Consider the following 15,606-nt stretch of genomic DNA (forward strand, 5'->3'; position numbering starts at 1 on the left):
TTAGCACTCATTTATGTGGAGTGCTAATCACTGTCATTAATATACTCTTACCCCTTCCACCTGTCAACAGGCTATTTACTGAACAATGTGTTTTTTTGGTGACGGGAAAATGTAATAAAACAAGGGCCCGAGGCCGGATATTTCCAGCCTTGAGCCCATTCTTCTCTTATGTATTTCCGCCCCTGAAAAAGGGCTGTCTTCTATTAATAGTTCTCGCTTCTGATCTCGAAGAATGCCTGAGGGTGCGCACATACAGGGCATACCTGAGGGGCCTTCGTTCCCACAACGATGTGTCCGCAGTTGCGGCATTCCCACACCTTGACTTCACTCTTCTCGAACACTTCCTGTGCTTCTACATTGTGGAGGAGAGCTCTGTAGCGTTCCTCGTGGGTCTTCTCGATAGCTGCCACCATTCTGAACTTCGCCGCCAGCTCCTTGAAGCCTTCCTTGTCTGCTGTCTCAGCAAATCCTGCATACATGTCAGTCCACTCATAGTTCTCGCCCTCGGCAGCCGAAACCAGGTTGTGCGCCGTATCGCTGATGCCGTCCAGCTCCTTGAACCAAAGCTTTGCGTGCTCCTTCTCGTTGTCGGACGTGTGCTGGAAAATTGCAGAAATCTGCTCGAATCCTTCTTTCTTCGCTACCGATGCGAAGTATCTGTACTTGTTGGTAGCCTGTGACTCTCCGGCAAATGCCGCCTGCAGGTTCTTCTCGGTCTGTGTTCCTTCGTACTTGTTGGCCATGTTTTTTTCCTCCTGATGTTCATCCCCGATAACGTACTCCCGGCCGCATCTGCGGTCGCATTTATTATATACTAAATCAGTCTGATTCTAAGTATTTTTTTCGAAAGAATATGTTCAATTTATGTTTTTTACTTTTATCAATCTCCCTTGACCTTCTTCCACTCACTGCTATACAGGGCATCTCCATCGTGACTCAGAGTCCTCAGAGAGTGGCACCTCTCCAGGGTCTCCTCCGTTGGGAAAATAGCCTCATTATTCCTTATCTCAGGGGACATTTTTTTGTAGGCGGCGGTGTTAGGGATGGTGTAGTACAGGTACTCAAAGTTCTTGTAGGCTATGTCGCCCCTGCAAAGGAAGTTGATCCACTTCATGGCGTTTGCCTTGTTCTTTGCCTCCTTCGGCACCACCCAGGCGTCGATGAAGAACTCTGTCCCCTCTTCCGGTACAGAAAACTCCGCGTTCTTGTTCAGATCCTTTATGTACTTGTATTCACCGTTCCAGACAACACCCGCTATCGCCGATCCGTCCGCTACCAGGTCTCTCGCGGAATCGTTGGCGTATTTGTACACAAGAGGCTTCTGCTCTATAAGATCTGACGTTGCTTCTTTCAGCTGCGTCGGATCCTCCGTATTGATGTCGTAGCCTCTCCTGCTGAGGGCGATCATATAATCATCCCTGAGGCTGTCCGGCATAACGATCTCGTTCTTGAGTTTTGGATCCCAAAGTGCGTTCCAGGAGCTGAAATCCACTCCTTTCGCCCTTGTTGGATCGTACATTATTCCTGCAGTTCCACAGGCGTGCGGTACGGAATAGGTATTGCCCGGATCATACTCCTCGGCCTTCTTCATGTACACGGGATCCATGTTCTTCAGGTTCGGTATTTTGTCCTTGTCCAGAGGAGCCAGCATGTCATTGTCTTCCATCTTGCCGATCATGTAATCAGAGGTGCATACCACATCGTATCTGGAAGGATTGTTTTCGATGATGGGATACAGCTCCTCGGCGGTATCATAAGTGTCCTGGATGACCTGTATGCCAGTCTCCTTCTGGAATTCCTCGACGATGGCGGGATCGTAGTAATCCCCATAACAATACACATACAGCACACCGGAGGATGTGGAGCCGCTGCTTCTCACGATAGTAAGCACCAGCGCCAGAATGCCGGTCACTGCGAAAAACCAAAGTCCTTTTTTCACCCTTAATAATCCTCCTTCAGCTGCATCTTCTCACCGGCGTCTTTCTTCTCAACTCTTCTTCCTCCGGCCATGTCCATGTTGCTGAACAGCAGGACGACCAGAGCGACGAGGAAGATGATGGTGGACAGCGCGAACAGAGTAGGTCTGATCCCTACCTTGACCTGGCTGTAGATCAATGTGGAGATGGTGTTTATGCCTGCACCCCTGGTGAAGTATGTGACGATGAAATCGTCCACAGACATCGTAAATGAGAGCAGAAATCCGGATATCATCCCTGGAAGGAGCTCCGGGATCACTATTCTTGTGAAGGCATATGACCTTGACGCTCCAAGGTCCATTGCCGCCTCAAACAGGGTGGCCGTCCCCTTGTTCAGCCGCGGTCTGACTGACAGCACCACGTAAGGAATGCAGAAGGTTATGTGAGACAGGAGCACCGTCGTGTACCCGAGTGGGAATCTCACCATGATAAATGTAAGCATCAGTGAAATGCCCGTAACTATATCCGCATTCAGCATCGGGATGTTGTTGAAGGTCAGGATCACGTCCTGATCTCTCTTCCTCATGCCCGACATGCCCAGGCAGGCCGCCGTGCCGATGGCAGTGGAGATCCATGCCGCGGACAGTGCAATGGCGAATGTGTTAAGCACCGCGTTCATTATCAGCTTGTTCTGGAACATCTCCCGGTACCACCGGAGGGAAAAGCCTGTGAACACAGACATGGATTTGCTTTCATTGAACGAGAGCACGGTGAGGGTCAGTATCGGCAGATACAGAAAAAGCATGATGATGACCATGTAGACGGCGCTTGCCGCCTTCGCAGTTTTCTTTCCGTTGCTCATATCAGGCTCTCACCTCCCGACTTGTCGAATTTGCTGAACATCAGCATTGTTATGATTATGAATACCATCATCACGAGGGACATTCCGGATCCCAGGTACCAGTTGGAGCTCACGGTGAACTCCTGCTCGATAATGTTTCCGATGAGGTTGATCTTTCCGCCGCCCAGCATGTTGGAAATAACAAAGGTGGTGAGAGCCGGGATGAACACCATGGTGACACCGCTCACGAAGCCGGGTATGAGAAGTGGAAAAATCACCTTGCGGTAGACCGTTCCTGTATCGGCTCCGAGGTCATAGGCCGCCTCGATGAGGCGGTTGTCGATCTTGCATGCAGCATTGTATATCGGCAGTATCATGAACGGCAGAAAATCGTACACCATGCCCAGCACTATGGCACCAGGAGTATTGATCAGGTGCTGGCCCGGGAGTCCCACAGCGTTCAGAAGGGAATTGATGACTCCCTCCCTTTCCAGGAGGACCTGCCACGCCATGGTCCTCAGAAGGAAGTTCATCCACATCGGGAGTATGAACACGAAGATCACCATTCCTGTCTTTCCTCTCTTGCTGTTCCTCAGGATCATGGCCATCGGCAGGGCCAGAATGAAGCAGACCGCCGTGCTGACAAGGGCAAGCAAAAGCGACAGGCCGAGGGCCTGCATGTGTTCGGCCTGAAATGTGGCCATGATGTTCTCAAAGGTGAAGTTCCCGGACCTGTCCGTCAGTCCGTAATACGCGATGGAAAAAACAGGCACCACCGTTCCGATCGCGATCCACAGTATGAAAGGAGATGCCCACCACTTGCTATATTTCATCGAGATCCATAACCTCCTGTTCCTGCGATACCGGCTTGTGCATTATCTGGATGTTCTGAGGCTGGACGTACATGCCCACCTTTTCCCCTACCTGATAGGAATCGTAATTCTGGAGCAGCCATTCAAAATCGTATCCGTCCTCACTGTAGGCCAGCATCTCGTAGTGGACCCCGATGAACAGGTTGCTGGTTATCTCCAGGTTCACTATGCCCTCTCCGTAAGGCCTGATCTCGATGTCCTCCGGTCTGATGACCACATCCACCGGCTCGTTTGGAGCGAATCCCGTGTCCACGCACTCGAAGTCCACGCCGTTGATACGCACGAGCCTGTCTCTGATCATGTTCCCGGACAGGATGTTGCTGTCACCGATGAAGTCGGCCACAAAGGCGTTTTCCGGTTCGTTGTATATCTCCTCAGGTGTGCCCATCTGCTGGATCAGCCCGTTGTTCATGACTACGACAGTATCCGACATGGTCAGGGCCTCTTCCTGGTCATGGGTCACGTAAATGAAGGTGATCCCGAGCTCGTGCTTCAGCCCGACCAGCTCGTACTGCATCTCCTGGCGTAGTTTAAGGTCGAGAGCACCGAGCGGCTCGTCCAGAAGCAGAAGTTTAGGCCTGTTCACTATCGCTCTGGCCATAGCCACACGCTGCTGCTGCCCGCCTGACATCTTGTCGATCGTCCTTTTTTCAAAGCCTGAAAGATTCACCATCTTGAGGGCGGAACGCACCCTCTCGCTGATCTCGTCCTCAGGAGTCCTGCTGACCCTCAGCCCGAAGGCGATGTTGTCATAGACGTCCATATGCGGGAACAGAGCGTAGTTCTGAAAAACGGTGTTCAGGTGGCGCTTGTTCGGCGGGGTGTTCGTGATGTCTTTTCCCTCGAAAAGGACGCGTCCGTCATCCGGCGTCTCGAAGCCTCCGATGATGCGGAGCATAGTGGTCTTGCCGCAGCCCGACGGTCCCAGTATGGTGACGAACTCGTTCTCGTTGATGGTAAGGTCGATGCCCCTGAGGACGTCGGTGTCCTCAAAGCTCTTGGTTATGTTCTCAAGCCTTATAAGTTCCTTCAATTGTCTTCCTCCCGTGTCGTGATATCCCTTAAAATCCCGGAGGGGCACTTACCCAGATCACCTGTGCTCCCGTCTTCGATGTGAGAAAATGAGTCTTGTCGCATCGGACGTAAAACGTCTCTCCCTTGCCCACTCTCGCCGTCTCTCTGCCGTAGTGAAGGGTGACAGACCCGGATATCACATACCCGAAGGCCTCTCCCTCAAAAGGTCCCACAGGAGAGGTCCCGCCACCTTTCTTCAAGGTGAGGCGGATCGGCTCCATATCGTTTTTCTGGGCATTAGGGACGATCCACTCTATTGATGCTCCGTTCTCCTCGTCCTCCTTGAGGAAGTAATCCTCCTGTCCAAACACCACCTGCCGGTCTTCGTTCGCTGAGAAAAACTCCCTCAGATCCGTTCCAAGGCAAGTCAGTATGTCCTCCAATGTAGAAATAGAAGGAGAAGTGAGGTTTCGCTCCACCTGTGAGATGAAACCCTTGGAGAGCTCGGCCCTGTCAGCCAGCTCCTCCTGGGTCAGGCCTCTCTCATTTCGCAGGCTCTTTATTCCTTCGCCGATATCCATTGAGATCTCCTGTCTTTCAGTTCTTCAACTTCCCGATGAAAAGCCCTGAGTCCCGGAGATCACATGCTCACCGGAGCCTCAGAGCTTCTAATTTTTTCGTTTAGTATTTCTAAACAAAGCCAAAAAAATTATACTTGACCCCGTAGAGAAGTCAAGTAAATTTAAACAAAAAGTTTAGTAAAAGTGAATTCCCGAGTTCCGGCCTACAGGCCCAGGTCCTTCAGCACGTCCAGTACGGCCGCCATCGGCTCTCCTGGTACCCTGTCGATCCTTCCCTTGTCCGACAGCTCTGCGAACTGAGGGTCTATAGGGAGCTGAGCCAGCACCCTGGTGCCGTTCTCCTCTGCCACCTTCTGGATCCTGCTCTCTCCGAACACGCTGATCTTCTCGCCGCAGTGAGGGCATGTGAGATAGCTCATGTTCTCTACGATCCCCAGGATAGGGATATTCATCATGGAGGCCATCTTCACCGCCTTCTCCACGATCATGGACACCAGCTCCTGAGGCGATGTCACAACGATGATCCCGTCCACAGGCAGAGACTGGAACACCGTGAGAGGAACATCTCCCGTCCCCGGAGGCATGTCGATGAACATCACGTCAAGGTCTCCCCAGGCGACATCAGTCCAGAACTGAGATACTGCTCCTCCGATGACCGGGCCTCTCCAGATGACAGGGTCTGTCTCGTTTTCCGTCAGCAGGTTCAGGGACATCACCTGTATCCCGCTGTCGCTGGCGCATGGGATGATACCCATCTCCGTTGCCGCCGCCTTCTCGTGTATCCCGAACATCTTAGGGATGGACGGACCTGTGATGTCCGCGTCCATTATCGCGGTCTTGTATCCGTTCCGGCTCGCCGCAACTGCGGACAAAGCGGTCACCAGGGACTTGCCAACGCCGCCTTTTCCACTTACGACTCCGATAACCTTCTTTACGCTGCTGCCGTCACTCAGTTTTTCCTTCTGGATCCCGCCGCCTTCTCTGCTGCCGCAGTCAGCACCGCAGCTGCCGCAGTCATGAGTACATTCCTGGCTTACCTCTGCCATTTCATACCTCCGTAGATATACTTTCTGTTATTTTCGCTATCAGATCTCCGGGATACGGTGGAAGAAAGCCGCCGCTCTCCCAAAGCCCCGTTATTATTGCATATAAGATGGTAAAAATCAAATTCCCTGTTTATAAGAGGGAATTTATGTGCAGTCGAAGGACTTCTGCGCCTCTCTTAATGGCATGTTCCACGTTTTTTATACGTACTCGTTCCCGCTGAGCCTGTCCACGTAGTGGCAAGCAGCCGTGGCGGCAACGGCGCCGTCTGCCACGGCAGTTGTCAGCTGATTCACGGCCTTGTCCCTGCCATCCCCCGCAGTGAACACTCCCGGTGTCATGGTCAGGCAGTCCTCCCCGGACTTGTAGTATCCCCTGTCGTCCTCTTCCACCAGGTCCGCGAAGACCTTTCCGTTAGGTATCTTGCCGATGGCCACGAAAAGTCCGTTTACCTTGAGTTCCTTCTTTTCCCCGGTCTCCTTGTCCGTCACCTCGACGGAATCCAGCAACGGGCTTCCGGAGACTCCAGTTACGGTGCTGTTCATGCAGAACTTCACGTTGTCCTTTGACTTAAGCTGGCGCACCAGTGTATCCTCGCCTCTGAAACGGTCTCTCCGGTGAATAATGGTCACGGAAGAGGCCAGCTGGGACATGTAAATGGCGTCCTCAAGAGCCGTATTTCCACCGCCGTATACGGCGACGTCCTTGCCTCTGAAGAACATGCCGTCGCACACCGCGCAGAAGGAGATCCCTTTCCCTATGAGTTCAGCTTCACCCGGGATGCCCATCCTCCTGCTGGAAAGTCCCGTGGCAAGTATCACTGCCGTGGCCTCGTAGGTGTTCTCCGTTGCCTTCACCACGAAAGGCTCTCCTTCCTTCCCTGGCTTCTTGATCTCTGTGATCTCGTCCATGATGACCTGAGTCCCGAACTCCTCGGCCTGGTCCTTCAGCTTCATGGCGTACTCGGCGCCGCTGATCCCCGGAGTGCCCGGATAGTTGTCGATCGAGTCGGTAAAAGTGATCTGTCCGCCTATCGTTTCTCTTTCGAATACCGCGGCGGTCTTTCCCGCCCTTCCTGCGTATATTCCCGCTGTGAGGCCTGCAGGGCCTCCGCCTACTATTATTACATCGAATCTCTCAGCCATGTTCTCTCTCCTTCTTCTGATCTATCGGATCCCCTGGCGGTCCTCCGGCCGCATCCGGGGAAGAGCTCTTTTTAAGCATCTCCTTAAGCATCTCTGCGATTCCATTATATCCAATAATCCATTGTGCGCAACCGAATTTTTGTGTAGTCTGTCCCCGGATTATGAAAATTCTGTGATATTACATTTTCCCGGTTGAAATCGCACGACAATATGACTATCATTTCTATTAGCAATCTAAAGACGTGAGTGCTAACAGCATTCTGCAGAGCGACGGGACTCTCCCTCCCGGGGCCATCTCCACGGGCCGCTCTGCACGGTGAAAGAAGGTAATTTTTTTATGAAGAAACAATTCAAATCCGAATCCAAGCGCCTGCTGGACATGATGATCAACTCCATCTACACAAACAAAGAAATATTCCTGAGAGAGCTGATCAGCAACGCCAGCGACGCAATCGACAAGAGATACTTCAAGGAGGCCTCCGAGGGTAAGACCGGCATGTCCCGCGACGACTACGAGATCCGCATCACTCCTGACAAGGATGCACGCACCCTCACCATCAGCGACAACGGCATCGGCATGACCAGGGATGAGCTGGAAAACAACCTGGGCACCATCGCCGAGAGCGGTTCTTATAAGTTCAAGAACGAGAACAAGGACGAGAAGAACGACACAGACATAATCGGTCAGTTCGGCGTGGGCTTCTATTCCGCCTTCATGGTCAGCCAGAAGATCGAAGTCGTATCAAGGGCTATGGGCTCCGACCAGGCATTCCTCTGGACCAGTGAGGGCTCTGACGGTTACGACATCGAGGAGGCCGAGAGGCCTGAAGCAGGCACCACCATAACCCTGTATCTCCGCGAGGACACCGACGACGAGAAGTACAGCGACTACCTCCAGGAGTTCAGGATCAAGTCCCTCGTGAGAAAGTATTCCGATTATATACGTTACCCTATCGTGATGAACTGCACAAAGACCAGAGAGGTGGAGGCGACCGAGGAGGAAAAGAAAGCCGAGGACTACAAGCCTGAATACGAGACCTACCACGAGGACGAAAAGCTGAACAGCATGATCCCTATCTGGAAGCGCAAGAAATCGGAGATCACCGACGAGGAGTACAACGAGTTTTACAAGAACAAGTTCAGCGACTGGACAGACCCGCTCAAGGTGATACACACGAACGTGGAAGGCGTACTCTCCTACAACGCACTGCTGTTCATCCCGAGCCAGGTACCCTTCAACTACTACACGAAGGACTTCAAGAGGGGTCTGCAGCTTTACTCCAGCGGCGTGATGATCATGGACAGCTGCGAGGAGCTGCTTCCGTCATACCTCAGCTTCGTAAAGGGACTCGTCGATTCCCAGGATGTCTCCCTGAACATCTCCAGAGAGATGCTTCAGCAGGACAGACAGGTCAAGGCCATCGCCCAGAGGATCGAAAAGAAGATCCTTCAGGAGCTCAAGGACATGGAAGAGCACGACAGGGAGAACTACAACAAGTTCTTCAAGAACTTCGGCATGCAGCTCAAATATGGAGCATACGACGAGTTCGGATCCAACAAGGACAAGCTCCAGGATCTCCTCATGTTCACCAGCAGCACCACGGACGACTACGCCACATTCAAGGAATACGTGGACAGGATGCCTGAGGACCAGAAGTTCATCTACTATGCAACAGGAGAGTCCACCGATAAGATCAAGAAGACCCCTCAGATGGATCCTTTCAAGGAAAAAGGCTACGAGGTATTCCTCTGCACCGACGACATCGACGAGTTCGCACTGAAGATGATGCGCGACTACGATGGCAAGGAGTTCAAGAACATCTCAGACAAGGACCTCGGGTTCGAAGAGTCGGAGGACGAGAAGAAGGCCGCAGAAGAAAAGAACGAGGCCAACAAGGACGTCCTTGACGCCGTGAAGAATGTTCTCGGTGACAAGGTAAGCTCTGTGATCATCTCCAACAGGCTGAAGGATCATCCGGTGTGCTTCGCCACGGGAGACGGTCTGTCTCTCGAGATGGAAAAGGTACTGAAGGCTCAGGCCGCAATGATGGGCGGCGATGAGGATACTCTCAAGGCCGACAAGATCCTCGAGCTGAACTCGGATCACCAGTTCTTCCAGGCCCTGAAGTCCGCGGTAGAGGCAGGCGACCAGGAAAAGATCACCGACTACTCTCTGCTCCTGTACGACCAGGCGATGCTCATCGAAGGCATGCCGGTGGAGGATCCGGTGGACTTCAGCAACAGGATCTGCAAGCTGATGAAATAAAGCAGCCAGGCGTTTCCCGCCAGGTGTCACATAGTGTGACGCTGGGGGTGTTTCTCGCTGACACACTTTGGATGTTGAAAAAAATTCTTCGCGTTTTTCGGGAGATGGCGATTTTGCCGTCTCCCTTTTTTGGTTCTTCGCTTATAGGGCAAAAAACGAGGCCGCCGCATTTTGACCAAAATGCGGCGGCCTCGTAACTAACGCTAATTGTTGATGTTCATCACTAACGCCCATCGTGATCGGCGTGATCGGTGTGATCGCAGCGCGTCGGCGCGTCTGGTGGATCGCCCTGGATCACCAAGGCCACTAGAGCCACGATAGTCCGGCGCTATTGCGCGCTGCTCATCTCGGCGATCTTGTCTTCCAGACCTCCCATGATGGCATTCAGGAACTGCTCGTTGCTCTGAACATCAGTTTCCCACTCGCCGTCATCGTTCTTCTTGCAGTTGATGACCACGTCCTTCGAGTAGGTCTTTTTGTCTACCGCAAGGAGATTCTTGAACATCAGGTCATACACATACTTTGTAACATCAGTGGAAGATGTTATGGTGCCGCTCTGGGCGTCCTGCACGATCTGGTTGTAAGTCTCCTGATATGCATTACCAAAGTCGTAGGTCTTGATGGTCACGGTCACCGTGGCTTTATTGCCCTTGATCTTCTCATCCTTTATCTTGTAGTCGAACTTCTGGATCTTCTTCAGGAAGCTCTTCCAGTCGTCGCTGTAGGAAGAATCCATGGTGTTAGGCATGGTCTTCTCGAGGTCGCTGATGCTTTCGTTCTGCACGGCCTTCAGCTCCGATTCGACGGACTCCGACGGCGTGGAATTCTTTCCGCAGGCGGTCATGGCCAGCACCATTGCGAAGACGAGGCCTGCCAGCAGTATTTTCTTAGCTTTTTTCATCAATACTCTCCTGTATTACTCACTTCATTCCAGGAAGAGATCTGGTAAGAGATCTAGTGTACCCTCCTGGTCTCTCCATCAAAAATTGTGATCCTGTTCTTGTCGAGAGCCTGGAGCAGAACCGAAGCAAACTTCCTCGAAGTCCCCAGCTCGTCCCTGTACTCTGCAAGAGTAAATCCTTTTTCCTTACCCAGAGAGACAGCAGCGTCAACGGCCTGTTTCCATCCTTTCCTGGAAATGTAGTACTCAGGACTGACTTTAACGATCTCCCCTGTTTCTGCCAGGTCAGTCTGGATCGCTGTGATAGACGGGGCTGATCCAAATTTACTTATAAGGTCCTCGTTCTTCAGCATCTCTGTGCCGGCATCCCCATAAGCCTTGAGCAGTTTCTCTCTGAGCGCCTGCTGCTCCGGAGTAAAGCTGACCTTGAAGTCAGCAAGAGCAACAGACTTGTCTCGTACGGTGATTTTACCATTCTCGGTCATCAAAGTCACCACAGATGAAACTATCCGCTCTTTGTCGATGTGCCACATGTCACCGAGGCGGCTGAGCAGCTCCTGCTTGGACATTCCCGGAGACAGCGGATTTTCCTCGTGGTACCGTGCCAGAAGCTCCGTGAGCGAGTTCTCCATATAGCGGAGCTTTCCCCCGCCGACCAGCAGGCCTCCCTCCAGAACCGCGATATTGCCTTTCCCGATCTCCTCTTCCAGGTACGGCCTGAACTTCTCAGGCATCACGCCCAGCTCGAAGGCCAGCTCCTCTGCCGTGTAAAAATGTCTCTCGCCTGTCTTCAGGCAGGCGATCGCCCCAAGGTCTCCCGCGGCCAGCACGTCCATGGCGTCCAGGACCTCCTGCCTGTTCCTCTTATGCTTGGCCGGCAGCGAGTCCAGGATCCGTCCGCCTCCGACAGTGATTATCGGAGAGTAGAACCTGATTATGAACCTGTCCCCCCTCCTCACGGCGATCGGCTCTTCAAGCCTCAGCTGGGCGTAGACCCTGTCTCCGGCCACGGCGTTCTCTCTGTCCAGGAGTATCACCTTGCAGAGAGCCTCCTTACTGCCGCAGTACAGGTGGACCCTGCTGTTGTTCTTTATCACCCTGTCGGTGTTCCTGAAAATACTCAGTTCCACGTCTATCATAGACGTCACCGAAACCGCGTTTTTAGCCGCGATCACGTCTCCTCTGTCCAGTTCGGACTTAGAGACCGCCGCAAGGTTGATGGCTGTCCTCTGCCCGGCGACCGCCTCCTTCACGTCGTTGCCGTAGGTCTGGATCCCGCGGACCTTAACCTTTTCGTTCTCGGGAAAGATATATACCTCGTCACCCACGGAGCAGCGGCCGGAAGTGAGCGTGCCGGTGACCACGGTCCCGAAACCGGGCATGGAAAACACCCTGTCCACCGGTAGCCGGAACATATCCGGATCCTCGAGACGCTTGATCTCCCTGTCGCACTTTTTCAATATCTCATCCTTGAGGACGTCGATGTTCTCTCCTGTCTTCGAAGACACAGGAATTATAGGCTTGCCCTCCAGGAACGAGCCCTTGAAGTAATCCTCAATGTCGGATATGACCAGCTCCAGCCAGTCAGGCTCCACCATGTCCGTCTTGGTCACGGCGACGATGCCGTCGTCTATGCCCAGAGCCTGAAGGATCTCGAAATGCTCTTTGGTCTGAGGCATGATCCCCTCGTCGGCGGCGACCACGAAGAGCACGAAGTCTATGCCCCCGATCCCCGCCAGCATGTTCTTGATGAATTTCTCGTGGCCCGGAACATCGATCACTCCGATGTTGTAACCCCGGTCGTTAGGGATATGGGCAAAGCCGAGCTCGATGGTGATGCCCCTCTCCTTTTCCTCGCTCAGCCGGTCCGTATCAATGTTGGACAGTGCCTTTACCAGCTGTGTCTTGCCGTGATCCACGTGGCCGGCGGTACCGATGATAATGTTTTTCATGTCTATCACTACCTTATGTTCTCAAAGGCGCAGGCGACCTTCTCCACTTCTCCGTTCTCCATCGTCCTTACGCACAGGAGCAGGCGGTCGTCCTTGATCCTGGCAATGACCGGAACAGAGTTTTTCCTGAGTGCCCTCTCCATGGCGTCCGTGGTCATGGACCTCGATCTCACGGCGACTGCCGAACCCGGGAGGAACACCATCGGCGCGGATCCGCCGCCTATCTGGTCCTCCACGTCGGTGACCTCCACCTCCAGCTCCGGAGAGATCTCCGATATCATGTGGGCGAGCATGGCCGCTCTCCCCTTCATCTCCTCAGGGCTCTGGCTGATCATGTGCAGGATCGGGATGTCGCGCAGGGCCGTCTCCCTGTCCCTGTATTTTTTGAGGGTCTCCTCCATGGCCGCAAAGGTCATCTTGTCCACCCTCAGCGCCCTGGCCAGAGGATGCTTTTTCATTTTCTCGATGTATTTGCGCTTTCCGGCGATTATGCCCGCCTGTGGTCCGCCGAGGAGCTTGTCTCCCGAAAAAAGGATGACGTCGATCCCCGTGGCCATGGCGGCAGGGACGTTAGGTTCGTCCAGGCCGTACTGTGAAAGGTCCAGCATCAGGCCGTTCCCCATATCGAAGATCACAGGCAGGTCGTGTTCCCTTCCGATCTTCACCAGATCCTCCAGAGAAGCTTCCTCTGTAAAGCCCATTATCTTGTAGTTGGATGTGTGGACCTTCATGAGGACCTTCGTCTCCTCGTTGATGGCGTTCTCGTAATTAGAAGGCTTGGTCTTGTTAGTGGTCCCTACCTCGTGGAGAACGGCGCCGCTCTGTTCCATAATGTCTGGGATCCTGAAGGCCCCTCCGATCTCCACCAGCTCTCCTCTCGAGACCACGGCCTCTCCTCCGGCGGCCATGGATGAAAGCACCAGCATTGTAGCAGAGGCGTTGTTGTTAACCATCATTACGTCTTCGGTACCGGTTATCTCGCAGAGGAGATCCTGGATGATGGAATGGCGGGAGCCTCTCCGCCCCTCCTTCACATCGTACTCGAGGTTGGAATAACCTTCTGCAACTCTGGCAACGTTCTCCACGGCGTCTCTGCAGAGAGGCGCACGGCCCAGGTTGGTGTGGAGGATAGTGCCGGTGCAGTTGATCACCGGATACAGGTGGTTTTTGTCCATGGCCCTTACAGCTTCTGCCACCTGATCAGCCACCGCCTCCGGCGTCAGGCTCTCCGGATCCAGCGCATCCAGCTCGTCCTGATCCATGAGGAGTATGGCCTTCCTTCTGGACTCCACAACTCTCCTCGCAGCCTCCGTAACAACGGTCTTTCCTTTTTCCCCGATAAAATCAGAAATGAGGTGCTGCTTCAGCACCTCATCTATCTTAGGGAGCGCCCTGAGGGCCTCATTCTTCTTCATGATATTCACCTCGTATCAACTTGAAAAATGGCGGGAGTATGTGGGAATCGAACCCACCCGAGAAGGTCTTAGCTCCTCATGACGGTTTTGAAGACCGCAAGGCACACCAGCACCTATCTACCCCCAAAGTCATACGCCACGTATTTTAACACATGGGCGGCTTTCCTTCAAGGAGGATATTACAGAATCCCGGCGGCCGGAGCATCACTTGCTGCGTCCTGGTTTTTGTCCACTTCGGGCGGCGAATTGACTTTGAACCTGCCGTGGAATAACATCTAACTGGCAGTTCGGGGGATCTTCCCCCATTTCAGAAGTGTGTATTTTCAGGAGAACCAGATGATCTATCTCGATAACGGCGCCACATCATTTCCGAAGCCCGACGTGGTGGCAGATGCCGTGTATGATTATATAAAAAACGTTGGGACGAACATCAACAGGGGCGGATATCAGCAGGCCTACTCCGCGGCGGAGGTGGTTCTGGAGACCCGCCAGCTCATCGACAAGATGATGAACGGCTACGGAGCCAGAAACGCTATCTTCACACCGGGCAACACCTACTCCCTCAACTTTCTTATAAAGGGCCTTGCACGAAAGGGCGACCGCTTCCTCACATCCTCGATGGAGCACAACGCGGTCTACAGGCCTCTGACCCAGCTGGTGGATCAGGGGATAGCCACCGTGGACTACATGCCGTGCAACAGAGACGGCGAGCTTGAACTGGACAAAGCTCTCGAGATGATCACCCCGGACCTCAGGGCCGTGATCATGGTCCACGCATCTAACGTAAGCGGCACGCTGCTTCCGATCAGGGAGATAGGGCAGAAATGCCGCGAGGAAGGCGTCATCTTCATCGTCGATGCCGCCCAGACGGCTGGCAATACGCCGATCGACATGCAGGAGTGCTGCATCAGCGGTCTTTCCGTGCCAGCTCACAAATCCATGCTCGGACCGCAAGGTCTTGGCGTCATGCTCATAGACCCCGCCATCGCAGGTGAGATCACTCCGCTCGTGGCCGGAGGCACCGGCAGCCACTCCGACATGGCCGAGATGCCTGAGGAACTGCCGGACCGCTTCGAGAGCGGCACCCTCAACCTCCCCGGCATCTTCGGGCTCCACGCCTCCGCAGCATGGGTCATGGAGCATTTCGATGAGATACAGGAAAAGGAAAGGGCTTTGACGATCCGCCTCATGAACGGCCTTTCGGACATAAGCAACGTGCGCGTCACGGGTCCGGAAGATCCGGACAGGCGGGTCTCCGTAGTCTCCATCGATTTCCTGGAGGGTGACAACGGGATCAACGCTTTCCGCCTGACTCAGGAATTCGATATCAGCACCAGGGTGGGTCTCCACTGCGCACCGCTGGCTCATAAGTCTCTCGGCACCTTCCCTGAGGGGACCGTGAGATTTTCCATAGGGCCGTTCAACACCGAAGACGATATCGACGCGGCGATCGCGGCGGTACACAGTCTGGCGGCAGACGATCACGAGTCCCTCTAAGAGCTGTACTCCACAGAGTATTGATTTTTTCAATACGCATATTTATTTGCTCCTGCTATAATGTGCCGTAAAGATATTGATGAAACCTATCAGGTACAGTATGGCAGATGCCAGCATTTAAACAGAGTCCAGCATTAAGGAGACAGAAATGGCCAATGATGA

Annotated in this window: 13 protein-coding genes and 1 tRNA gene; 2 read left to right on the top strand and 12 right to left on the bottom strand. The window is 53.5% G+C overall.

The window, feature by feature from the left end; all coding sequences use genetic code 11:
• Nucleotides 1-203 precede the first annotated feature (203 nt).
• The 8 genes from rbr to trxB form a co-directional block, all read right to left on the bottom strand.
• Nucleotides 204-743: a rubrerythrin gene (gene rbr / locus BQ7382_RS06000; protein WP_077391184.1), complete on the bottom strand. Its 540-nt coding sequence runs from the start codon at nucleotides 741-743 to the stop codon at nucleotides 204-206.
• Nucleotides 744-880: 137 nt separating this feature from the next.
• Nucleotides 881-1,939, bottom strand: coding sequence for an ABC transporter substrate-binding protein (locus tag BQ7382_RS06005; protein ID WP_077391185.1), 1,059 nt, complete (start codon nucleotides 1,937-1,939; stop codon nucleotides 881-883).
• Nucleotides 1,940-1,941: 2 nt separating this feature from the next.
• On the bottom strand, nucleotides 1,942-2,778 hold the full coding sequence (locus BQ7382_RS06010) for an ABC transporter permease (RefSeq protein ID WP_077391186.1): 837 nt from the start codon (nucleotides 2,776-2,778) through the stop codon (nucleotides 1,942-1,944).
• Nucleotides 2,775-3,590 carry an ABC transporter permease gene (locus BQ7382_RS06015; RefSeq protein ID WP_077391187.1) on the bottom strand — a complete coding sequence of 272 codons (816 nt, stop codon included), beginning with the start codon at nucleotides 3,588-3,590 and terminating at the stop codon, nucleotides 2,775-2,777. Before BQ7382_RS06015 ends, BQ7382_RS06010 begins: the two co-directional genes overlap by 4 nt.
• A complete protein-coding gene (locus BQ7382_RS06020) occupies nucleotides 3,580-4,662 on the bottom strand; it encodes an ABC transporter ATP-binding protein (protein WP_077391188.1) in 1,083 nt (360 codons plus the stop codon). Before BQ7382_RS06020 ends, BQ7382_RS06015 begins: the two co-directional genes overlap by 11 nt.
• Before the next feature lie 28 nt (nucleotides 4,663-4,690).
• The gene (locus tag BQ7382_RS06025) at nucleotides 4,691-5,224 is read right to left on the bottom strand and encodes a helix-turn-helix domain-containing protein (protein ID WP_077391189.1); all 534 of its coding nucleotides are present in this window, start codon (nucleotides 5,222-5,224) and stop codon (nucleotides 4,691-4,693) included.
• Between the two features lie 203 nt (nucleotides 5,225-5,427).
• On the bottom strand, nucleotides 5,428-6,270 hold the full coding sequence (locus tag BQ7382_RS06030; protein ID WP_077391190.1) for an Mrp/NBP35 family ATP-binding protein: 843 nt from the start codon (nucleotides 6,268-6,270) through the stop codon (nucleotides 5,428-5,430).
• A gap of 198 nt (nucleotides 6,271-6,468) precedes the next feature.
• Nucleotides 6,469-7,413 carry a thioredoxin-disulfide reductase gene (gene trxB, locus BQ7382_RS06035; protein WP_077391191.1) on the bottom strand — a complete coding sequence of 315 codons (945 nt, stop codon included), beginning with the start codon at nucleotides 7,411-7,413 and terminating at the stop codon, nucleotides 6,469-6,471.
• A gap of 337 nt (nucleotides 7,414-7,750) precedes the next feature.
• Between trxB and htpG the strand changes: the two genes are divergently transcribed.
• On the top strand, nucleotides 7,751-9,679 hold the full coding sequence (htpG, locus tag BQ7382_RS06040; RefSeq protein ID WP_077391192.1) for a molecular chaperone HtpG: 1,929 nt from the start codon (nucleotides 7,751-7,753) through the stop codon (nucleotides 9,677-9,679).
• Between the two features lie 328 nt (nucleotides 9,680-10,007).
• Here htpG and BQ7382_RS06045 read toward each other — a convergent pair whose 3' ends face one another.
• The 4 genes from BQ7382_RS06045 to BQ7382_RS09535 form a co-directional block, all read right to left on the bottom strand.
• Nucleotides 10,008-10,580 (bottom strand): hypothetical protein, encoded by a 573-nt coding sequence (locus BQ7382_RS06045; RefSeq protein WP_077391193.1) that lies wholly within the window; start codon nucleotides 10,578-10,580, stop codon nucleotides 10,008-10,010.
• A gap of 53 nt (nucleotides 10,581-10,633) precedes the next feature.
• Nucleotides 10,634-12,532: a selenocysteine-specific translation elongation factor gene (selB, locus tag BQ7382_RS06050; protein WP_144082091.1), complete on the bottom strand. Its 1,899-nt coding sequence runs from the start codon at nucleotides 12,530-12,532 to the stop codon at nucleotides 10,634-10,636.
• A gap of 8 nt (nucleotides 12,533-12,540) precedes the next feature.
• Entirely contained in the window at nucleotides 12,541-13,947 is a 1,407-nt protein-coding gene (gene selA, locus BQ7382_RS06055) for an L-seryl-tRNA(Sec) selenium transferase (protein WP_077391195.1), read from the bottom strand.
• A gap of 28 nt (nucleotides 13,948-13,975) precedes the next feature.
• Nucleotides 13,976-14,072, bottom strand: a tRNA-Sec gene (locus BQ7382_RS09535).
• 211 nt (nucleotides 14,073-14,283) lie between these two features.
• On the opposite strand from BQ7382_RS09535, the gene BQ7382_RS06060 reads away from it, so the two are divergent.
• Nucleotides 14,284-15,444, top strand: a complete 1,161-nt coding sequence (locus tag BQ7382_RS06060) for an aminotransferase class V-fold PLP-dependent enzyme (RefSeq protein WP_077391196.1) — start codon at nucleotides 14,284-14,286, stop codon at nucleotides 15,442-15,444.
• The last annotated feature ends 162 nt before the right edge of the window (nucleotides 15,445-15,606 follow it).

The sequence above is a fragment of the Mobilibacterium timonense genome (assembly GCF_900155555.1).
Classification (GTDB): Bacteria; Bacillota; Clostridia; order Peptostreptococcales; family Anaerovoracaceae; genus Allobaileyella; species Allobaileyella timonense.